Origin of the sequence: Paenibacillus sp. FSL F4-0243 (assembly GCF_037963295.1) — a bacterium.
Classification (GTDB): Bacteria; Bacillota; Bacilli; order Paenibacillales; family Paenibacillaceae; genus Paenibacillus_AQ.
Window position 1 is genome coordinate 420,873 of the sequence record NZ_CP150151.1, and the last position, 20,578, is coordinate 441,450.

Here is a 20,578-nt window from a genome sequence, read left to right on the forward strand (position 1 = left end):
ACCTCCCCAAACATAATGGTTTACGCTATTGTGATACCGTCCTCTTAAGAGGACGGTACAGCTGTTTGTACTTGTGAATTTGCTTTTAGGGCCTCTGAAACAATTCTACGCTGTTCAAAGCTATGAACATCTGCATAACCACTCGCAGGGCTGGAACGTTCAGGACGTCCGATATATCTCACGCTAGTGTTTTGCGGTGCGATGGCCCGTAACCGTGGTTCGGTATAACTCCACCCGCCCATATTCTTCGGCTCTTCTTGCACCCAGACAATTTCCTGAAGGGATGTGAAGGAGCTTAAGTGAGCACTCAGTTCATGTTCTGGGAACGGATAGAGTTGCTCAAGGCGCAGTACATGTAGCCATGACCAATCTTTGTCTGAAGCAGCTTCTAGCTCTGTTTGGATGTCGATAGCTACTTTACCGCTGCAGACTACTAGACGTTTGACCTCACCTGGCTTCTGGCCTAGCAGGGGCTCTGCTAACACAGGCTGGAATTGTCCGGAGGCGAGCTCAGTTCCGGCAGATGTGCTGCGCGGATTACGAATGAGACTCTTCGGTGTCATAATCACCAGTGGTTTAGCGTCTTCCTGTCCACATAAAGCAGCTTGGCGTCGCAAGACATGGAAATATTGAGAAGCAGTGGTCAAGTTAGCAACGGTCCAGTTCTCTTCCGCGGATAACTGTAGGAAGCGTTCCAATCTACCACTGGAATGCTCGGGTCCCTGTCCCTCGTAGCCATGCGGTAACATGACGACGAGATTGCTGCGCTGCGTCCATTTCGCACGTCCAGCGGCAATGAACTGATCAAATATAACCTGACCTGCATTGGCGAAGTCGCCATATTGTGCTTCCCAGATGACGAAGGTTTCTGGTGCGAACACATTATAACCATACTCAAAGCCTAACACAGAAGCTTCAGATAGCGGACTGTTATATACGCCAAAGGAAGCGCGAGAATTACTTAGCTGATGAAGCGGAGAGAATAATTCTCCTGTCTTGCTGTCGTGCAGCACCAGATGGCGGTGTGCGAAGGTGCCGCGCTGTGCATCCTGACCGCTAAGTCGAATTGGCGTTCCATCCTTCAGGATGGTTGCGAAGGCGAGGGACTCAGCGAGTGCCCAGTCGACCTTTTCACCCTCATTCAGCGCGTCCTTGCGACGCTGCAGAATTCGCTCCAGTTTCGGATAGACTTGGAATCCATCAGGTACGCTCAGTAGCTCACGATTAATCTCTTGCAGACTGGAGATCGGTACGGCTGTAGTGCCTGCCGCTGAGCGATCTGTATGAAGAGGAATGAAGGCCTTTGGTTCTTTTTTCTTGTGATTGCCTTCCTTCATACTATCGTACGCACGTTGCAATACGCCTTCTGTTTCAACGTGCATCTTTTGTACATCTTCAGCTGTAAGAATTTTTTCACGCTGTAGCCGCTCCGCATACACCTTGTAAACGGTTGGATGATTGCGTACCTTACCGTACACGATAGGTTGTGTAGTTTCAGGATCATCCATTTCGTTATGTCCATGACGACGATAGCCGATGAGATCAATAACGAAATCCTTTTTGAATTGATTGCGATATGCACTAGCTAAACGAACGGCTGATATACAGGCCTCAGGATCATCAGCATTGACATGGATAATTGGAATTTCATATCCTTTGGCGATGTCACTCGCATAATGCGTTGAACGGGAGTCTTCGCTTTCTGTCGTAAAGCCGATCCGGTTATTAACAATGATATGGATCGTCCCGCCATTCTGATAACCTTGAAGTTTGCCAATATTAAGTGTTTCTGCAACAATCCCTTCACCTGGAAAAGCAGCATCGCCATGCATCAGTACCGCCATAGCTTTACTGGTATCAATCTTCGGCAATCCGGCTGTGCTCCGATCTTCTTGAGCAGCACGAGTGAAGCCTTCCACGACAGGATTGACGAATTCCAAGTGACTTGGGTTATTCGCTAGTGTTATTCTTGTGCGTACGGTTTCTCCTTCACGGACAGCGCGATCTGCACCCAGATGGTATTTCACATCACCCGTCCAGCCATAGTTAATGCCTGTAGAGCCTTCGGAAGGGAAAAGCTCCTTGTTCGGAGAATGATGAAACTCTGAAAATATAATGTCATAAGGTTTGCCCAAAATATGTGCAAGAACGTTGAGGCGACCACGATGCGCCATGCCCATCAGAATATGCTCTGCGCCGTCATGCGCAGCAGCGCGTACGATTTCATCCAGCATCGGTACGAGTGCGTCATTGCCTTCCAAGCTGAAACGCTTCTGACCCACAAAGGTTTTGTGAAGGAAGGTTTCAAATTGCTCTACTTGGATCAGGCGGTTTAGCAGCTCTTTACGTTCTGCATTATTTAAAGGCGCTGGTGAGCTTGTGGATTCTGCCTGTCTGTTCAACCATTTCAGTTCTTGTTCTTCATGCACATGCCCGAATTCATAGGCGATTGTCTTGGTGTAAGCCTGACGCATACGCTGAACTGCATCCCATCCGGTATGCACATCATTCGGCGCATTCTCCCAAATGAGCGTGGCAGGTAGTGCGAGCAGATCCTCACGAGTCAGCTCATAGGTTTCGAGTTCAAGATATTTAGCCATGGGATTGTGATCGCGCTCAAGCGGATCAATATCAGCGGCCATATGGCCATATATACGAATATTAGCGATTAGCTTGGAAGCTCTTACTGCCTTTCTAAGCCATTCGGTGTCTCCCGAAATGCGAGGCTGTGGAGCCGGTTCGCTATCCGGTGTTAGGGGTGGGGGACCCGAATTTGTAAAAAGCTCGCGATAATTATTCTCTACGGTGGAAGGATCTTTCACAAACTGTTCATATCTTTCTTGAATGTAGCCTAAATTGGGTCCGTAATACTTACTCCAAATGGATTCGTTATAGGGCTCTTTGGCTGCCATGAATACATCCTCCTTAACGGATGAACTCCATACGTGACATTTTGTGTCAACGCTTACTGGAGCTGTGATGATTGCGGTTTCATTTCTCATCTTATTGTGCTACTTTCCACACGTGTAATCAATTCATTCTTTCGTCCAATACGTTCGCAAAATGGTATGGGTTAGCTTGTTCTAATGAAAAGAACGCTGTTTCTTCTCATTACCCATTCCTAAGGCCCACTAAAATGATTCTAATATCCTTATTTTTAACTAATAGGGAAGGAAGTATCATTATATTGGCTTAATTAATTTTATGAATGGGACGAGTATCGTGTTAATAGGACAAGATATCGCACAAAAGCGCTTCTATTTTTTGTTTTTTAATGGAAAAACTAATCAGAAATCGACACACTTTTCCACTTTAGTATAGTATAATGTTATTGCAGTTAGCGATTTTCATATATTTCAAAGTAGATCCTTTCGTGTAAAGGGTCCAGTAAAAGGTAAACCTGCCGAAAGGCAGGGGCACAAAGTCGCGGGTCTAAGGTAGAAATACTATGACAGCCGGATTGCCTGGGGACGTAAAATCTTAGGAGGAGATTTTTTGGACAAGTCCAACCAGGGAAGCAACAGAGAACAGCAGGTCATTGATCTAGACGTTGAGTGGGTACATTTATTATTAGCAGCTAAGAAGGCTGGCATAAAGGCAGATGAAATTCGTCGATTCTTTCATGAGAAGACTGTGCAAGCCGTGCAGTAATACATTTAGTGCGTTATATTTTGAAAAAGGGCCCAGCGATAACTCGCTGGGCCCTTTTTCAAAATATAAGAAAGTATACAAGATAAATAGTCCTTATATTTTACTAGAATATAAAACGCCTTTGCAGTCCATGTTAGGAGGGCGAAGGCGCTTATGTTTAATAGTATGAGTAGAAGAGGATCTTATCAGGTCAGGTGGAATATTAATCCTTCTGATCAAGGCGCCATTTCTGGTAGTCCAGAAACTCCTTGAATTCGCGTTTGCTTATGCCTGAGGCCATAGCTTCCTGCACCAATCGGAACCATTCCGAATCTAAAGGTGACTCCTCAGCATCATTAGGTTCTCCATAGAGCAAAGCGTGGATAGATACCTGAAGCGCATCGGCGATCTTTTCGATAAACTGGATTGAAGGATTGGATTGGATGTTTCTCTCCACATTGCTAAGATACGACTTAGCAACATCCGCTCTGTCCGCAAGCTCAGATAGGGACAATCCCTTTTCTAGGCGGAGATGCTGGATACGTTGGCCCATATTTTGTGACACTATGCTGACGCCCCTCCGTAATTTTTGTTATTAGTATAGCAAATATCATTAAATTCGACAAAGTTTATTGTAAAGAGAAGAGCAGCATCTACTTATCCGCTTTCCGGAATCAGGATCTGCTGCTCTTCGAGTATTATATTAAATTATTCTATTAATCTTAGTAATCTTTTTTAGCACCTTGTTTAGCTACGAAATCCCATGTCAGGGTTATGCTATCGCCTTGGAAAATATTTTGATCTTGGTTATTTTCCACAAATTCGAATTGGACGGAGAAGCTGTCATTGGTGCCGGCTTTAATACCAGATGCTTCGGTGAAGAGTTGATCCCAACCAGTATTTTTTACGAGATCCGGATGTTGAGATTTTAAATCAGCAAGCGTAGTTTGATAGACTACATCTTCAGGAGAAACGACGGTTCCTTTATCGTTATTTCTAAGGAATTTGACCTTAATGAATTGGGCTAAATCCAGGTAGTTGTCACCTTTAGCATCCGTAATTTGAGTGGAAGTGTTCAGAATAATAGATCCGATATCGAGCGAACCATCGTTTTTCAATTTGAAGGATTTGGTTACAGTATCACCTGGTTTTAGGTTTGGAATATTTACGATAACTGAAGGGTCGGAGTTCAAATCGAGTGTACCTGCAGCAAATGTAGCAGTGCTTTGTGCAGTGTCACTAAAGTAAGCGAAGGTTCCTCCACCAATCAATGATAAACCCAGTGCTGCTGATGCTACGCCAAGACCCAATGTTTTTTTGATACCCATAATTAAAATTCCTCCTCGGTTTTTGTGGTTTTTTTTATAAAAGTTATATATTGTAACTTCCGGTTCGTAAGCGGAAGCGGACAATCAACGAATTACTGTATTTCAGTTGGGGGTGGAGAGGCGGGCAGTATAGCAGCATTTTTCTTTTCGAGTGCAGCTACAGCCTTCCATGACGAATACAGAGCATAGAGCAGGAGCATCAAGCCTGGTACGATCATGAGCATGACACTTCCAGCTTTGGAAACTGCGAAATTCATAGCGTAACCTACGTAAGGTACGGTGACCCCGGTATACTCAGCTACAACATTCGTGGAACTGGTAGGGTTCATATCAGGCGCATCATTGTTATCGCCTTTCGTGCGATACATGGCTTCACCAGTAGCGTTGTTCATTGTTGCTTCTACAACACGGTGAGTAATGAGCAGGTTTTCTTCATTTCTAAAGGTGATCACATCGCCTTTTTTGAAGCGATTCATATCTCCTCCGGGTTTTAAAGCGACAATCGATCCGGTTTGAATCCCTGGTTCCATCGAACCTGAGAGTACCGATTTGATCTGGTATCCGAAGAAGGCAGGTTCACCGCCGGAGGCCTTTGATAAAACTACGGCTACCACCAGCAGAATGAATATCACAAGCATGATGCTCGATAATGTATTGTTGATCATTTTTTTAATCCGCATATTATTCGCCACCTTTAACTTGTTGAGGGTCCGAAGGGGCTGGTGTTGCTACCGGTGGGGAAGTGGTTGTATCTTCCGCTTTTGGCGCCTCCTGAGGAACCGCTTGCTGTGGTACATCTTTTGGAATCGTTAGCTCTTCACCAATTTCCGGAACGACCGGGTTAGTGGCTGGGGCTTCAGGCTGTTCTTTATTTATGTTCTCTGGAGCAGCTTCACCTGTCGGTGGAGTCACTTCCGATTTTGCTTTCTCCTCAGCTTCAGCTTTCGCTTTGTCCTCGGCTTCTTGCTTTTCTTTTTTCTCAAGTGCCAAACGTTCTTCTTCTTTCTTCGTTTGTTCCAGCGCCTCTAGTCGGGCTTTCTCAAGTGCTTCCAATTGTTGTTCACGGGTTTGACTGATCAATTGGAGCTGACTCTGAAGATTGCTGATTCCTGAAGTAGCCGATTCTTTAAGACCATTCATTTCAGTATTGAGATTTTCATAAGTGGAGGTAAGTTCGCTAGAGATATTGCCGGCCGGCTGACTAAAAGGAATCAGGAAAGGTAACGGCTGCTGAAACGCCTCGTTGCGTAACTCGGGTTGTCCATATACATCACTGGTCACTACCGAAGCAAATGGAAGCCCGATGTCGTGTATGGAGTTTAGATATTGGATGACTCCCTTTAAGGAAGCATTCAGGGATTCAGAGATTACACCGCTTTGATTCAGGCTGCTTTGCAGCTCTCTGAAGAATTGTTCATCCTTGATTTCTAGACAGTTTGAATCTAGAGAGGTCATATATCCTCCAATCTGGAATAGGACGGCTGCTGCTGCGTTCAGCTCTCCATTGATTTCGTTCCAAATTTGGCTGTTGGTGGCCAGTTGCTCATTCACGCCATCGATTTGAGATTGAAGCGCGGAGATTTGTGTGGAAATCTCTTGCGCTGCGACATCAAGCTCATCCAGCGTCATGCCTTCTATTCCCGAAACGTCTGAGAGACTGCCTGAAGGGGTATAGCTTTGCAGCGATCCTTTTAAAGCAGTAGCTCTTTCGATATGATCTTTGAGTTCTGTTAGAAGCCCCTTGATCGAGTTTGGAAATACTTCGCAAAAGCTAATTGTGCTAGTGGTTTGCGTAGTAGCTCCAAAACCACCATAGGTACTACCCACTTGCTGCGAGGTAGTCAGAAACAAGACGGAGACAGCCATTCCTGATTGCAGAACACGTAATCCGATTTGTTTCTTTCGTTTAGGTCTTCTTTTTGCTGATCTGGGTCTCAGAGGAATACCTCCCCTCAATGTCTTGAGTTACTTTTGTTCGTTATTGTTGTTCTTTATTGAGAACAACTTCTGTAATGAATAATACATGGAATAAATTGAAAAGAAAACTGTCAATAAGTCTCGTTTGTGCTCTATAAAGAACAAAAATGTTAATTTATCTCTATTTATCTCGGTTTATCGCTTGATATCTATTTTTATTCGCAATAGAGAACGATGCATAGGAGGGGAATGTATTAAAAATAGCCTAATCATGCGAGAGGCACGATTAGGCTATTAAGAATTCTTGCGAGTTTAATTGTGGGCTCAGTTAGGGAAGACGAGTACCACGTGAACTAACATATAGGTCATACCATTCTTTACGAGTAAGCTCCAGCTTGTCCGCATCGGCGCAGGAAGCGATGCGCTGCGGATTCACAGTCCCAATCATAGGCTGAATAGCTGCCGGATGTGTCATTAGCCAGGATAGCACTATGGCTTCGGGTGTTGTTCCTTTTTCATCTGCAAGTTGTTTAACCATGGCAGCTGTCTGGACGATATTCTCTGGTTGATCCTCTAATGAACGTCCGCTAAATAAGCCTTGTGCGAGTGGGCCCCAAGCTTGAAGCTGAATGTTCTCCATTCGACAATGTTCAAGGGTTCCTTCGGGAAAGGTAATATCCTTCCAAGGTTCACGGTTTACACTGATTCCAGCATCGACCCAGCTGAGCTTGGCTAGGCTCATGTGTAGCTGGTTTACGATAAAAGGTTCATCGCAATAGGCTTGCAGCATTTTGATCTGCGCTGCGCTCATATTGGAGACGCCGAAATGACGAACTTTACCTGTTGCCTTTAATTGATGCAAAGCAGAAGCTACTTCCTCTGGATCCATTAGGGGGTCAGGCCGATGGAGCAGCAGAATATCAATATACTCCGTTCCTAGTCGCGACAATATTCCTTCTACACTGCTTAGAATATGCTGGCTTGAGAAGTCAAAGACATTAGAGCTGTCTCCAGGCCCCATTAGCTTAATACCGCACTTCGATTGAATAATGATTTCTTCGCGGAGTCCTGGGCGTTCTTTAAAGATTTGACCGAATACCTTCTCGGCTTTACCACGGGTATAAATATCTGCGTGATCAAACATATTGATACCAATAGATAGTGCTGCGTCGACGGCTGCATGTCCTTGCTTAACATTCTCGGCGGTAATCGGTTCATGATCCCAGCCCCCACCAAATCCCATACAACCTAGAGCAATACGGCTGGCTGGTATACCGCGCTTGTTTAAAGGCAGTGTTCTCAACAATGTGATTCCTCCTAGGAAAATATGATTGCGTACACGTACATATTGTACACGCTTAGATTCTAGTATGGTATTTATTGTCTCTGCAAAAGCGAAAAAAAGAGTAGAGGTCCTAAGGACTCTACTCTGTATTAAGTGGTGTTCCAATGTCATTCAACTTGCGTGCTACAACATCATCATAGAGACGTTGTAGCCATTTTAGTTCAATAAGGGTGTGTTCATAGGTGCCGTACATGAGATGAAGGGCGGAACGAGGAACAATAGGAATATGTTCTTCATATACCTGATAAGCCAGATTCACCTGATGTTCGGTTTCACGAATACGTTCTTCGAGCAGCTTCTCCACCTTGTTTTGATCAACATGACGGGACATGGCTAGAGCCATATACATCGGATGATAGAAGGGCTCGTTCTTTTTAATTTGCTGTAGAATTAACTGCTCGAATAAATTTTTACCTTGCTCAGTAATACCGTAAATGGTTTTGTCTGGGCGATCACTGCTGCTAATCACTTCTAAAGCTTCGATATAACCATCTTGTGCAAGTTTATCGACAGCATAGTAGAGAGACCCAAGCTGGAGCTTTGTAATCCGGTCCATGGAGCGCTCTTTCATGACTAGTGTAATTTCATAGGGGTGCATATTTCGTTCAAGCAATAGTCCGAGAATAGCCAATTTCATCGACATAATCGTTACCTTTTACCCTCGGACGCCTGAGCAGTTTTACTCGGAATGGTGAGGCGGTCTTTTGGCATAAGCAGCACAAAGACTAAACCAAGGACGGCAGGAATCATGGCCCACATAAAGGTATGTGCGATTGAAGAGGACAGTGCACTAGATATTTTTTCTAAAATTTCAGGTGGAATCTTGGCTCTTGCTTCAGGTGTCAGGGCTGCCCGTGGATCGCCGAAGGCTGCTGACTGCTCACTTCCGCCAAAAGCTTCGCTAATGCTGCTAGTGAAGTTGTTACGCTGAATAATACCGAAGATCGTAATCCCCAACGTCATCCCAAGCGAGCGCATAAAGGTACTTGTTGATGTTGCCGAACCGCGTTGGCGCATATCGAAATTATGGATAGCTGCCATGCTTAGCACGGAGAAGGAGAAGCCCACGCCGAATCCAGTTAAGGCCATGAATACATTAAGCATGAGACGGGAGGTATCTGGTGATAAAGTGCTTAGACTGTAGACGCCTGCTACAAAACAGACTGCGGATAGGATCATAATGTTGCGGAAGCTGGTTTTGGTTGTAAGTAGCCCACCGGTCTGACTGCCCACGACCGTACCGATCATCATCGGCATGAGGATCAGTCCAGAATTCGTAGCGGAGCCGCCAAATACGCCCTGTACAAAGATAGGAATGTAGATGGTGGCTACGATAAAGGCAGAGCCATAGAACAAGGCTGTCACACTACTTGTTGCAAACAACCGTTTACTGAACATCGCGAACGAGATAACAGGTTCAGCCGCCACTCTCTCAATGAGGATGAATGCCAGCAAGAGTACAGCGAAGCCGGCGAATAAGCCGAGAATGACACTGGAATCCCAAGCGTATTGATTGCCTCCCAGTTCTAGCGCAAACATTAGGCAGATAATGGCGCCGACGAGAGTGAAGGCTCCGCCCCAGTCGATGCGCTGTTTAGCGTGAGAGATCGATTCTTTGTAAGAAGTTGCAATCAGAAAAAGTGCAATAATTCCGAGCGGAAGGTTAATGTAGAATACCCATTGCCAGCCTACATAGTCGGTAATATATGCACCCAATAATGGTCCGAGTACACTGGAGATTCCGAAGACCGCTCCGAAAAGGCCGGTCAGCTTTCCTCTTTTTTCAGGAGGGAAAATGTCGAAAACGATGGTGAAGGCGATAGGCATTAGTGCACCGCCGCCGATTCCTTGAATTGCCCGGTAAATACTTAGTTGTGTAATACTGGTTGCAGTACCGCACAGTGCTGAGCCAATCAGGAATACAATCAGTCCGAACATGAAGAAACGTTTACGTCCATACATATCCGAGAGCTTGCCGAAGATAGGGGTTCCAGCCATTACCATGACCATATAGGCCGAAGTGACCCATACGATTTTGTCCAGACCACCAAGGTCGGAAACAATGGTTCCCATAGCTGAAGCTACAATGGTATTGTCCATCGCGGACATCAGAATACCGAGCAGCAGGCCGATAACTACGAGTTTAAGATTACTTTCTTTAGTATGCATGCTTCGCAGGCTCCTTTTTCTAATAGTGATAAATCCGTTCAAAAAATGTTCATAGGTTAGAAGCAAAATTTATTATATTCAAATTTGAATAGGGTAGCAATAGTTTTTTTCAAATATAAGAAGTATAAGTTTCACACAATACTATATGTCTTATATTTCTCGCTTAAACGCTTACCGTCCTTATAAGGACACCGCAGGCGTTTAAGCTTGAAAAAATGGGATTTGGGGGATAGGAAATAAAGAACGCCTCTTGACATACCCTACGGGGGTATATTATATTATTGGCAAGGAGGCTGATTCTTATGTCTACTAGTAAGCAAGAACAAACTGAGAAATCCTGCGAAGCTGACTGTCATTCTTCAGCATCTGGAGAACGAATGAGTCATCATTCGACAGATTTCAAAAATGGTTTGAATACTCGCCTCAACCGGATTGAAGGCCAGATCCGCGGGATAAAGGGTATGATAGAGCGGGATACTTATTGTGACGATGTGCTCAATCAGCTCGCAGCGGTTCAAGCGGCACTAAACGGTGTTGGTAAGATGCTGCTGGAAGGGCATATGAAGAGTTGTATTATTGAACGAATCGAAGCCGGTGAACATGAGGTTATCGATGAGCTGCTAATTACGGTTAACAAATTAATGAAATAATAAGCTAATGCTCCTTGAGCATGGCTTCATAACATTTACTGGAGGTAATTATAATGTCGAACGCTACATTAAACGTTGAAGGAATGTCTTGTGGTCACTGTGTCAACTCTGTAGAGAAGGCTGTAGGTAATCTTGGAGCTACTGCTAAAGTTGATCTTGCTGCTAAAAAAGTTTCCGTTGAGTATGATGAGAACAAGGTGAGCCTTGGAGCTATTAAAGAAGCTATTGAAGAGCAAGGGTATGATGTAGTTTAATTTGAAGCAAAGTAATAAGGCTTGGAGCTGTATGGGAATGCCATAAGCTCCAATGCCTTTTCTTTTTATAGAAATTATCATACTCTATAGGGGTATGAGGAGGCTTTGGAATCATGGATAAGTTAAAAATAACAGCTTCACCCAATGAACAGCAAGCGACCGTACAGATTACAGGCATGACCTGTTCTGCTTGTGCAGCTCGAATTGAGAAAGGTTTGTCCCGGATGGAGGGTGTTTCTCGCGCAAATGTAAATTTAGCCTTGGAACAAGCCACTGTCGGATTCGATCCTTCTGTATCAGGGTTACCACAAATTGAAGATAAAATCCGCGCTCTTGGTTATGATACCGTCAAAGAGACCGCGGATTTTGATATATCAGGCATGACCTGCGCTGCATGCTCGGCGCGGATCGAAAAAGTGTTGAGTCGTACGCCGGGGATCGCAGCAGTGAATGTGAATTTAGCGCTGGAAACGGCACATGTAGAATATACTCCCGGTAATATTAGTCCAAGAGAGATCATGGAGAAGGTAAGCAATATCGGATATAAAGCTACTCTTAAAGAAGACCGCAAGGATCATGTGGATCGTCGTGTACAGGAAATTCAGCATAAGAAGTGGAAGTGGATCATTTCTGCTATTCTTTCTTTCCCATTGTTATGGGCGATGGCAGGTCATTTCTCATTCACAAGCTGGATTCCAACACCGGAGTTATTTATGAATCCTTCGTTTCAGCTTGTTCTGGCGACCCCCGTACAGTTTATCATCGGTTGGCAGTTCTACGTAGGCGCGTATAAAGCACTTCGTAACGGAAGTGCCAATATGGATGTGTTGGTCGTACTGGGGACATCAGCAGCGTATTTCTACAGTCTTTATCTGACGATTGATTCATTAAGTATGAAGGGAATGAATCATACCGCCCCAATGTATTATGAGACGAGTGCTGTACTCATCACGCTCATCCTCGTCGGTAAATGGTTCGAGGCGCTAGCCAAAGGACGTTCCTCTGACGCTATTAAGAGCTTAATGGGGCTTCAGGCAAAGACGGCTCTCGTGATCCGCGATGGCAAAGAAATGAATATTTCGACAGATGAAGTGATTCCCGGTGATATTGTATTGGTGAAGCCTGGAACAAAGGTGCCGGTGGATGGCGAGGTAGTAGAGGGTTCCTCTTCTGTGGACGAGTCTATGTTGACCGGAGAAAGTATTCCTGTAGAGAAAAAACCTGGAGATACCGTTATCGGTGCTACATTAAATAAGAATGGGATTTTAAGAATTAAAGCCAACAAAGTAGGAAGAGACACTGCTCTCGCTCAAATCATTAGAGTAGTGGAGGAGGCCCAAGGCTCCAAAGCGCCGATCCAGCGGATCGCGGATGTCATCTCAGGTATTTTTGTACCGATTGTTGTAGGCATTGCGATGATCACTTTCTTGGTCTGGTACTTCTGGGCAGCACCTGGTCAATTTGCCGATGCCCTTGAAAAAGCTATTGCGGTGCTCGTAATCGCTTGTCCATGTGCGTTAGGTCTTGCAACGCCGACCTCCATTATGGCGGGATCGGGCCGCGCTGCGGAGCTTGGTATTCTGTTCAAGGGTGGTGAGCATTTAGAAGGCGCACAAGGGATTAAGATCGTTGTTTTGGATAAGACAGGTACGGTTACAAATGGTAAGCCCGTGCTGACTGATATCGTGACTACCACTGGAATTGCCGCTTATGGTAAAGAAAGTGCAGAGAATCGTCTATTAGCTTTAACTGCGGCAGCCGAGAAATTATCAGAACATCCGCTTGCGGAAGCAATCGTAGCAGGAGCCGCTGACAGAGGTTTGATCTTACCCACCGCTGAACAGTTTGATAATGTACCTGGACGGGGAATTATGGCTGTTGTCTCCGATCAACAAGTTAGGGTGGGTACACGGCGTATGATGGAAGATCATCAATTGGACATCACAGAGTGGACCCCAGTCATGAAGAGACTGGAAGAGGCAGGAAAGACAGCTATGCTTGTAGCGGTGGACGATGATATTGCCGGGATTGTCGCTGTGGCGGATACGATTAAGCCAACCTCTAAAGCAGCTGTAGCTGCGCTTCATGCGATGGGCATAGAGGTCATTATGATTACAGGTGACAATAAAATCACCGCAGAAGCTATTGCGAAGCAAGCAGGTATTCGAAAAGTGTTAGCAGAGGTTCTACCCGAAGGCAAAGCGGAGGAAGTTCGTAAGCTGCAGCGGAATGGGACAAAGGTAGCTATGGTTGGGGATGGCATCAATGATGCTCCTGCACTGGCTACTGCAGATACGGGCATGGCGATTGGTACAGGGACGGATGTAGCAATGGAGGCTGCAGATATTACACTGATGCGGGGAGATCTGAAGAGCATACCCGATGCCATTATGATGAGCCGTAAAACGATGAGTAATATTAAGCAGAATTTGTTCTGGGCACTTGCATACAATACAATAGGTATACCGATTGCTGCACTCGGATTTCTGGCTCCATGGCTAGCTGGAGCTGCGATGGCATTCAGTTCTGTGTCCGTCGTCTTGAATGCACTTCGTTTGCAGCGGGTAAAGCTTTAAGAGAAACCTAACTATGTAAGGAGTGGCCGCTGTGCAAGAAAACAACGAGACAATATCTCTATTAATGAACCATGCATCTGTCCGTAAGTATCAGGATAAGCCAGTAAGTGAAGAGCAGCTTGCAGCTATTATTGAAGCAGGCCAAATGGCTTCGACTTCCAGCAGTGTACAAGCCTATAGTGTTATTGCAGTGACTGACCCGGCTCTAAAAGCAGAGCTTGCCGGATTAGCGGGTAATCAGGCTTATATCGAACAATGCCCAGTCTTTTTGGTCTGGTGCGCGGATTTATATCGACTGCGTGAGGTCACAAAACCTCATTTGCAGGGAGAGACATCGTATGAAGATTCTACGGAGAACCTTATTGTAGCTACCGTTGATGTTGCGCTTGCTGCTCAGAATGCTGCTGTGGCTGCGGAATCACTCGGGCTCGGGATTGTTTATATCGGCGGAATCCGTAACCGGATTGCGGAGGTTTCTGAGCTGCTTGGACTGCCCGAATTGGTTTATCCGATATTTGGAATGTGTGTGGGCTATCCTGATGGAGCCACAAGCCTGCGTCCGCGTCTGCCATTAGAGGCTGTTCTACATCGCAATCGCTACAATGCCGAAACGACAGTGGAGCAGGTCAAGACTTACGATAAAGTCTCTTCAGACTATATGCGTGAGCGGACGCATGGTGCCAAGGATACACCTTGGTCTGTGATTATGGCAGAACGGTTGGCACAGCCAGCGCGAATGCATATGAAGGAATTCCTGCTCGGAAAAGGATTCTTTAAGAGGTAATCTAGTATTTTCGATTAAAGAGGTTGCCCTATTCGTAGTTAAAACTACGGGTAGGGCAACCTCTTTTTCGTACCCTGAGGCATGAAGGTGACAGTTGTCATCTTAAAGAAATGACAGTCCATACTAATGTCAGGTCTCCTTTTTCCATATGATTGAAATAGATCAAACGCATTCGGAATCGGAGGGGTTACGAAATGGACAGTGTTATTGAGATGAATGGAGTTAGCAAATTATATAAGGATAAGAAAGCAGTAGATAATATCAGCTTCAACATTGCCAAAGGTTCGATTACAGCTATTCTTGGACCAAACGGAGCAGGCAAAACAACGGCATTGGGAATGTTATTGGGGCTATTAGAACCCACTGAAGGTACAGTGAAAATATTTGGACAACATCCAAAAGATAAAATGGTACGTGAAAAGACCGGTGCGATGCTGCAAGAGGTAAGTGTGATGGATCGGCTGAAGGTTCGGGAGATCATTGCTCTGATCCGTAGCTATTATCCACAGCCGATGGATATGGAGTTTCTAATTAAAGCTACAGGGCTTGCGCCAGGGGATCTGAATAGATACGCCGAGAAGCTCTCGGGCGGTCAAAAGCGTAGTCTAGGCTTCGCGCTGGCCCTGGCTGGTGATCCAGAGTTGATCTTTTTCGATGAACCAACGGTTGGACTTGATATTACTTCCCGGCGGCGGTTCTGGGATACGGTTCGTGGACTTGCGGAGCAGGGCAAGACGATTGTGTTCACGACACATTACTTACAGGAAGCTGAAGATATTGCGGATCGTATTCTATTGTTTAGCAAAGGCCATTTAGTTGCAGACGGAAGTCCAGATGAGATTAAATCGCGGATTGTGAAGCGTTCGCTGTCCTTTTTGCCAATAGGTGATCGATCAAAATTACGCAGGAGCCTGCTGGAACTAACCGCTATTGAGGGTTGTTATGAAAAAGAGGGCCGAATTCATGTGACGACAGACGATACGGATGAAGCGCTGCGAGCGATTTTTGTTACTGGACTTCCCGTGAAGGATGTTCGTATAGATCAGGGACGTTTGGATGACGCTTTTGAACAATTGACCATGAACCAAGAGGAGGCTATCTAAAGATGAGATTAATTACTGTACAGTGTAAAGCCGAGATGCTGAGGATCATCCGTAATCCTTATTACGTATTCTGGTCATTGCTCATGCCCATTATGTTCTACTTCATCTTCACCCGCGTGGTTAATACAGGTAATGATGACCCGACTTGGCGCGCTCACTACTTAATGTCGATGGCAACCTTTAGTGTAATGGGCTCTGCGATCATGACGCTAGGCATCCGTTTAGTGCAAGAACGAACACAAGGCTGGACTACCTTTATTCGGATTACCCCGCTACCGGGTTCCGTCTATTTCTTCGGAAAAATGTTCGGGCAAACGATGATGCATCTGTTTTCGGTCATTTGTATTTTTGCCGCAGGATATTTAATCAACGGTGTCTCCTTATCTGCGGGTCAATGGGTGCTTAGTGGGCTATGGATTCTGATCGGTTCCCTTCCATTTTTGGCGATTGGTACGCTTGTGGGTGCTATGAAACGGGTGGATACGGCTAGTGGAGTCAGTAACGTGATTTATATGGCGCTTGCTGTAGCGGGGGGCATGTGGATGCCAATTGAGATTTTACCACGTTTAATGCAGAAGATTGGTCATTGGTTACCTTCTTATAACTATGGAAATGGGGCGTGGGAGATTGTACGTGGTTCAGCCCCGCATTGGAGTAATGTCTTGATTTTGCTCGGATATTTGGTAGTTTTTATGTTACTATCGGTTTATATTCGAAAAAAACAGGAAGCGGTGTAAAGTAATGACTGAGCGTGGAAAGTTCCAGTTATTTCCGAGAAGTCAGGGGTTTTTCCCTTATGTATGGGCTGTATATCTGATTTTGCCCATCCTGAATTTGCGCGGGGAGACTGGAGTGAAGCTCATTCTAGGTGGGATTATGATAGCGGTGTTTGCCATCAGCTATCGCCAGCTGTATTGGGTTCGGGGTGGCGTGTTTAATGTTTGGTTAACGACTCAAATGGTGATCATCGTGGTGCTTAGCTTGTTCTATACGCCCTTTAATCTGTATATGGGCTTTTTCACCGTGAATTTTATAGCTTATTATACGGAGAATAAAGGGTTTAAAATTGCATTTACTTCTTTTGTGGTCATGGTACTTTCGGTGCTGGTCTTAGTAGGCCGTGAGTTGGAATGGGTTAGTATTATGTTCTTAGTCCCGTTTATCGTTATTATGCTGATTATGCCATTCGGCGTAAGATCCATGCATCAACATCAGAAGCTGGAGAAAGAGCTAGATCAAGCTAATGAGGTGATTAAAGAGTTGGTGAAGCGTGAGGAACGCATGAGAATCGCTCGTGATTTGCATGATACCCTCGGGCATACGCTGTCCTTAATTACATTAAAAAGCCAACTCGTAGAGAAGCTGGTGACCAAAAATACGGAGCGAGCCCAAGAGGAAGCGCGGGAAATTCAGCGTACTTCGCGGGCTGCGCTCCGTCAGGTGCGCGAGCTAGTGTCGGAAATGCGTGCGATCTCAGTAGCAGAAGAACTGGCAGAAACTGGGGAGATGCTGCGCACGGCGGAGATTGCCTTGGAAGTGGAAGGGGATATCTCGCTAGAGGGAGTATCCGATCTGACGCAAAATATTCTCAGCCTCTGTATCAAAGAAGCGGTGACTAACATTGTGAAGCATAGTAGAGCGGATAAATGCTTCATCGGGGTGGCAAAGACCGCCGGTGAAGTTCGAGTTACCGTTAAAGATAACGGAATTGGTCTCCAGAACGGTGAGAGATGTAATGGTGAGCTTAGTGATGGAAATGGTATGAAGGGGATGGCGGAACGTCTATCCCTGATTGATGGCTCTCTGTCGTTAAGCTCAGAAGAAGGTCAGGGAACTACGCTGATCGTTATGATCCCTCTAATCGTTAAGGAAGCAACAGGAGGTGAGAGTGCATGATAACCATCGTTATAGCGGAGGATCAACGTCTGCTTCGGGGAGCGATGGCATCCCTGCTGGATCTTGAGGATGATATCGAAGTCGTCGGAGAGGCTTGTGATGGAGCTGAGGCGTTAGCTTTAATCGACAGGCTTCAGCCGGATGTATGTCTCATGGACATTGAAATGCCGTTCAAGAGTGGGCTGGAGGTTGCAGAAATATTGCGGAGTAAAGGTTGTCCGACTCGAATTATCATCTTGACTACCTTTGCCCGTCCGGGCTATTTCGAGCGTGGAGTGAAGGCTGGTATACAAGGGTATTTGTTGAAGGACGAGCCTGTAGATAAGCTGGCTGAATCTATTCGCCGTGTCATGGCTGGACATCGGGAGGTATCCCCCGAGTTAGTTTTTGGTAGCCTGCGGGAAGAGAATCCACTAACAGCACGGGAACGAGAGATTTTAAAGCTGGCTGGTGAAGGGCAAACGGCGGCGGAGATCGCTTTTTCGCTACATCTTTCTTATGGAACTGTTCGCAATTATATTTCAGAAATACTCAATAAGCTGGAAGTGAAAAGTCGAATTGAGGCGGTACGACTGGCAGAGGAAAAAGGCTGGATTTGAGGGGAGCAGGGCATTATTATGCAAATATTTCTGATTCGTCATGGTGACCCGGACTATTCCATAGATGGTCTAACAGAATTCGGGCATCAGGAAGCAGCAGCACTAGGAAAACGCATGGCATCTATCGGTCTGGATGAACTATATGCTTCACCACTGGGTAGAGCACAGACAACAGCCAGTTATGTGGCCAAAGAGACGGGACTTGTAATTCAGACAGAACCTTGGACTTGTGAACTGGATTGGACAGAGATTATGTTAGATGGGCAATTGTCGTCTATTTGGGATAGCCCCGGAGAACATATTAGCGAACTATCGAGTGGAAAGAGAGTATGGTCTGATGAAACAGATCATTGGTTGAAGCAAGAGGAATACAGATTGCGGTTCAGCGAATTACAAGCGGCTTCAGATCAATTCTTACTCCGACACCATTATAAAAGAGAAGATGGCCTGTATCGGATCCTTGAGCCTTCTACCAAGAATATTGGAGTAGTATGCCATGGTGGCTTTGGTCTCGCATGGCTAGCTCATTTATTACAGATTCCTTTAGCTTTGGCTTGGTCCGTATTTTGGTTAGCGCCAAGCTCGGTAACGACGATCTTGTTTGAAGAGCGCAGCGAGCACTTTGCGGTTCCTAGATGTATTGGACTAGGAGATGTCTCCCACCTTTATGCTGGCGGCATGAACTATCGCCCGAGGGGATTAATGGGCAATCATGTTTAAAGTGAATGCTTAAGAGTGAGTAAGAACATTGCCTATGAAGTGAAAGGCCATCCCACAGAGGATGGCCTTTTTACTAGCTCTATTTGATCGGAGCGAATAGGCCACTCTTCACCGTGGATTTAATTTCACCTGTGAACCTTTGCCGCCTGTCTGGATGCCAGTGTCCTTCGTTCCAACTTCCTTCAAGTCAGTCACTAGTCGCTCCAATACGGCCTTGGAGGCAGCCGCTTCTTTGGCGCCGGATGCCTTCACGACTAATTGCACCGGCTTGCCGGAGCGGAGATGCTTCTCAGCCTGACGGAGCTTCGTATCGTAGTCATGCTCTTCAATATGAGCCGTGAAGCGGAGCTCTTTGACCTTCTCCTTGCTGCCGCCCTTTACTGCTGAGCCACCACTAGCCTTGCGTGCTGAGGCTGCTTCTTTCTGCGCGGCCGCTTTTGCTTTGCCCTTTGCAGTTAGGCTGCAGGGCGGTGGGCTGCTCATTAGTGAGGTGCATACCAGATCAGCACCTGCTGAACGAGCCATGGCCAGCGCCTCTTCTCTGGACACAATCCCCAGCTTCTCACCTCTAAGTCCAGTAAGTACTACTTCGGATGCTCTAATTTGTTCGTTAATTAATACAGCCACTTGGGTGAATTCTCCCTGAGAACAATGATATAGCTATCATATATGGAACTAGCTTGAGGTTCAAATGTGGAGCGTAGGATTAGCGTTACTAATCCTCTCAATTTCTTCTTTTATGATTTGTAGGATTAGTTTTTTAGATGATGTTGCTAGATATTCTCGGTTGCGCCGCTGTAATATACCCACTTGAATGAACGGCTCGCTTAGTTCAACATCTATTTTTACGATATCTGTCATTAATGCTGTCGAATCAAGCACTACCCCCACCCCAGGGTTCTTTCTTACAAAATGAGGAATAGCAGAAATTTGGTTTATGGTTGATAAAGTGGGCTTTGATTCGAATCTCGAAAATTGCTTAGCTAACCGAAGGTAATATAAGCAAGTGCGTCCTCCAGCTATAATTGGATATTCAAGAATTTCTCGAAATGAAATATCGTCTCGTCCGCTTAAAGGATGATTTTCATCTACTATAAAAGCGATTTTCTCGTGATAGAGCGGTTCGAAATAAAAGAAAGACAGGTCGGACGGCTCACCGCAGATGGCGAAATCCAGTTCACTTTGTAGAACAAGTTGTGAGAGCGAATCAGTGTTACCCTGAATGAAGTTACATGCCATCTTTGGTTTTTGCTCATGAAATTTTCGCAAGGCATTCGGTAGGACGGATTCCATCATGGATTCAATGCCTCCGATATGAAGTGTGCCAATTTCGTCATGCTGTAAAGCCTTGGTGAGTTCTGATACATAGTTCCAATGTTGAATAAGGTTATCGATTTCTGCTGCAAAAACTTGCCCAGCACTTGTCAGTTCTACTTCCCAGCCTCTGTGAAAGAGTTGTATGCCCAGTTCTTTTTCAAGTCGTTGAATTTGGTTGGTAATGGTAGACTGCGCATAATTCAACTTTTCGGCAGCACGTGAGAAAGTGCCTTCTTGAAGGATGGTCTTAAAAGCCATCAGTTCTTTTAGATCCATCGATTGTCACCTCT

20 protein-coding genes and 1 riboswitch are annotated in these 20,578 nt (G+C 45.5%); of the genes, 10 read left to right on the forward strand and 10 right to left on the reverse strand.

Going from position 1 to position 20,578, the window contains the following annotated elements; all coding sequences use genetic code 11:
- Nucleotides 1-44 precede the first annotated feature (44 nt).
- Nucleotides 45-2,912, reverse strand: a complete 2,868-nt coding sequence (locus NSS87_RS01885) for a 2-oxoglutarate dehydrogenase E1 component (protein WP_042184285.1) — start codon at nucleotides 2,910-2,912, stop codon at nucleotides 45-47.
- A gap of 471 nt (nucleotides 2,913-3,383) precedes the next feature.
- A riboswitch (cyclic di-GMP riboswitch) is annotated at nucleotides 3,384-3,468 on the forward strand.
- Nucleotides 3,469-3,495: 27 nt separating this feature from the next.
- Here NSS87_RS01885 and NSS87_RS01890 point away from each other — a divergent pair.
- Entirely contained in the window at nucleotides 3,496-3,651 is a 156-nt protein-coding gene (locus NSS87_RS01890; protein ID WP_231573373.1) for an anti-repressor SinI family protein, read from the forward strand.
- A 202-nt stretch (nucleotides 3,652-3,853) separates the two neighbouring features.
- Here NSS87_RS01890 and NSS87_RS01895 read toward each other — a convergent pair whose 3' ends face one another.
- The 7 genes from NSS87_RS01895 to NSS87_RS01925 form a co-directional block, all read right to left on the reverse strand.
- Nucleotides 3,854-4,183, reverse strand: coding sequence for a helix-turn-helix domain-containing protein (locus NSS87_RS01895; RefSeq protein WP_042131791.1), 330 nt, complete (start codon nucleotides 4,181-4,183; stop codon nucleotides 3,854-3,856).
- A gap of 169 nt (nucleotides 4,184-4,352) precedes the next feature.
- Nucleotides 4,353-4,958, reverse strand: coding sequence for a TasA family protein (locus NSS87_RS01900; protein WP_042184288.1), 606 nt, complete (start codon nucleotides 4,956-4,958; stop codon nucleotides 4,353-4,355).
- A 92-nt stretch (nucleotides 4,959-5,050) separates the two neighbouring features.
- Nucleotides 5,051-5,638 (reverse strand): signal peptidase I, encoded by a 588-nt coding sequence (locus NSS87_RS01905; protein ID WP_149646254.1) that lies wholly within the window; start codon nucleotides 5,636-5,638, stop codon nucleotides 5,051-5,053.
- A 1-nt stretch (nucleotide 5,639) separates the two neighbouring features.
- Complete coding sequence (locus NSS87_RS01910; protein ID WP_339244443.1) at nucleotides 5,640-6,809, reverse strand: hypothetical protein; 1,170 nt, start codon at nucleotides 6,807-6,809, stop codon at nucleotides 5,640-5,642.
- 394 nt (nucleotides 6,810-7,203) lie between these two features.
- Nucleotides 7,204-8,178 carry an aldo/keto reductase gene (locus tag NSS87_RS01915; protein WP_339248400.1) on the reverse strand — a complete coding sequence of 325 codons (975 nt, stop codon included), beginning with the start codon at nucleotides 8,176-8,178 and terminating at the stop codon, nucleotides 7,204-7,206.
- A gap of 121 nt (nucleotides 8,179-8,299) precedes the next feature.
- Nucleotides 8,300-8,863 (reverse strand): PadR family transcriptional regulator, encoded by a 564-nt coding sequence (locus tag NSS87_RS01920; RefSeq protein WP_042184294.1) that lies wholly within the window; start codon nucleotides 8,861-8,863, stop codon nucleotides 8,300-8,302.
- A 5-nt stretch (nucleotides 8,864-8,868) separates the two neighbouring features.
- Nucleotides 8,869-10,389, reverse strand: coding sequence for an MDR family MFS transporter (locus tag NSS87_RS01925; RefSeq protein WP_042184296.1), 1,521 nt, complete (start codon nucleotides 10,387-10,389; stop codon nucleotides 8,869-8,871).
- Nucleotides 10,390-10,766: 377 nt separating this feature from the next.
- Here NSS87_RS01925 and NSS87_RS01930 point away from each other — a divergent pair, with 377 nt between their 5' ends.
- The 9 genes from NSS87_RS01930 to NSS87_RS01970 all read left to right on the forward strand — a co-directional run bounded on the left by NSS87_RS01930 (nucleotide 10,767) and on the right by NSS87_RS01970 (nucleotide 18,971).
- Nucleotides 10,767-11,039: a metal-sensitive transcriptional regulator gene (locus tag NSS87_RS01930; protein ID WP_231573462.1), complete on the forward strand. Its 273-nt coding sequence runs from the start codon at nucleotides 10,767-10,769 to the stop codon at nucleotides 11,037-11,039.
- Between the two features lie 53 nt (nucleotides 11,040-11,092).
- Nucleotides 11,093-11,293 (forward strand): copper chaperone CopZ, encoded by a 201-nt coding sequence (copZ, locus tag NSS87_RS01935; RefSeq protein WP_042184300.1) that lies wholly within the window; start codon nucleotides 11,093-11,095, stop codon nucleotides 11,291-11,293.
- A 113-nt stretch (nucleotides 11,294-11,406) separates the two neighbouring features.
- Nucleotides 11,407-13,869, forward strand: a complete 2,463-nt coding sequence (locus tag NSS87_RS01940) for a heavy metal translocating P-type ATPase (RefSeq protein ID WP_339244445.1) — start codon at nucleotides 11,407-11,409, stop codon at nucleotides 13,867-13,869.
- 31 nt (nucleotides 13,870-13,900) lie between these two features.
- Nucleotides 13,901-14,653, forward strand: coding sequence for an oxygen-insensitive NADPH nitroreductase (nfsA, locus tag NSS87_RS01945; RefSeq protein ID WP_081951009.1), 753 nt, complete (start codon nucleotides 13,901-13,903; stop codon nucleotides 14,651-14,653).
- A gap of 194 nt (nucleotides 14,654-14,847) precedes the next feature.
- On the forward strand, nucleotides 14,848-15,756 hold the full coding sequence (locus NSS87_RS01950; RefSeq protein ID WP_339244446.1) for an ABC transporter ATP-binding protein: 909 nt from the start codon (nucleotides 14,848-14,850) through the stop codon (nucleotides 15,754-15,756).
- Between the two features lie 2 nt (nucleotides 15,757-15,758).
- A complete protein-coding gene (locus NSS87_RS01955) occupies nucleotides 15,759-16,493 on the forward strand; it encodes an ABC transporter permease (protein WP_042184306.1) in 735 nt (244 codons plus the stop codon).
- Nucleotides 16,494-16,497: 4 nt separating this feature from the next.
- The gene (locus NSS87_RS01960; protein ID WP_339244448.1) at nucleotides 16,498-17,652 is read left to right on the forward strand and encodes a sensor histidine kinase; all 1,155 of its coding nucleotides are present in this window, start codon (nucleotides 16,498-16,500) and stop codon (nucleotides 17,650-17,652) included.
- Nucleotides 17,649-18,251, forward strand: coding sequence for a response regulator transcription factor (locus tag NSS87_RS01965; RefSeq protein ID WP_042184310.1), 603 nt, complete (start codon nucleotides 17,649-17,651; stop codon nucleotides 18,249-18,251). The genes NSS87_RS01960 and NSS87_RS01965 overlap by 4 nt, the downstream gene beginning before the upstream one ends.
- An 18-nt stretch (nucleotides 18,252-18,269) precedes the next feature.
- The gene (locus NSS87_RS01970; protein WP_339244449.1) at nucleotides 18,270-18,971 is read left to right on the forward strand and encodes a histidine phosphatase family protein; all 702 of its coding nucleotides are present in this window, start codon (nucleotides 18,270-18,272) and stop codon (nucleotides 18,969-18,971) included.
- Nucleotides 18,972-19,079: 108 nt separating this feature from the next.
- Here the strand turns inward: NSS87_RS01970 and infC are convergent, their stop codons facing one another.
- The gene (infC, locus tag NSS87_RS01975; protein ID WP_339244450.1) at nucleotides 19,080-19,598 is read right to left on the reverse strand and encodes a translation initiation factor IF-3; all 519 of its coding nucleotides are present in this window, start codon (nucleotides 19,596-19,598) and stop codon (nucleotides 19,080-19,082) included.
- A gap of 60 nt (nucleotides 19,599-19,658) precedes the next feature.
- Nucleotides 19,659-20,564 carry a LysR family transcriptional regulator gene (locus tag NSS87_RS01980; RefSeq protein WP_339244451.1) on the reverse strand — a complete coding sequence of 302 codons (906 nt, stop codon included), beginning with the start codon at nucleotides 20,562-20,564 and terminating at the stop codon, nucleotides 19,659-19,661.
- Between the last annotated feature and the right edge of the window lie 14 nt (nucleotides 20,565-20,578).

Coding starts and splice junctions, on each gene's coding strand:
- NSS87_RS01885 (WP_042184285.1), bottom strand. CDS start 2,912: ATGGCAGCCAAAGAGCCCTATAACGAATCCATTTGGAGTAAGTATTAC.
- NSS87_RS01895 (WP_042131791.1), bottom strand. CDS start 4,183: ATGGGCCAACGTATCCAGCATCTCCGCCTAGAAAAGGGATTGTCCCTA.
- NSS87_RS01900 (WP_042184288.1), bottom strand. CDS start 4,958: ATGGGTATCAAAAAAACATTGGGTCTTGGCGTAGCATCAGCAGCACTG.
- NSS87_RS01905 (WP_149646254.1), bottom strand. CDS start 5,638: ATGCGGATTAAAAAAATGATCAACAATACATTATCGAGCATCATGCTT.
- NSS87_RS01920 (WP_042184294.1), bottom strand. CDS start 8,863: ATGTCGATGAAATTGGCTATTCTCGGACTATTGCTTGAACGAAATATG.
- NSS87_RS01925 (WP_042184296.1), bottom strand. CDS start 10,389: ATGCATACTAAAGAAAGTAATCTTAAACTCGTAGTTATCGGCCTGCTG.
- NSS87_RS01930 (WP_231573462.1), top strand. CDS start 10,767: ATGAGTCATCATTCGACAGATTTCAAAAATGGTTTGAATACTCGCCTC.
- copZ (WP_042184300.1), top strand. CDS start 11,093: ATGTCGAACGCTACATTAAACGTTGAAGGAATGTCTTGTGGTCACTGT.
- NSS87_RS01940 (WP_339244445.1), top strand. CDS start 11,407: ATGGATAAGTTAAAAATAACAGCTTCACCCAATGAACAGCAAGCGACC.
- NSS87_RS01950 (WP_339244446.1), top strand. CDS start 14,848: ATGGACAGTGTTATTGAGATGAATGGAGTTAGCAAATTATATAAGGAT.
- NSS87_RS01955 (WP_042184306.1), top strand. CDS start 15,759: ATGAGATTAATTACTGTACAGTGTAAAGCCGAGATGCTGAGGATCATC.
- NSS87_RS01960 (WP_339244448.1), top strand. CDS start 16,498: ATGACTGAGCGTGGAAAGTTCCAGTTATTTCCGAGAAGTCAGGGGTTT.
- NSS87_RS01965 (WP_042184310.1), top strand. CDS start 17,649: ATGATAACCATCGTTATAGCGGAGGATCAACGTCTGCTTCGGGGAGCG.
- NSS87_RS01970 (WP_339244449.1), top strand. CDS start 18,270: ATGCAAATATTTCTGATTCGTCATGGTGACCCGGACTATTCCATAGAT.
- NSS87_RS01980 (WP_339244451.1), bottom strand. CDS start 20,564: ATGGATCTAAAAGAACTGATGGCTTTTAAGACCATCCTTCAAGAAGGC.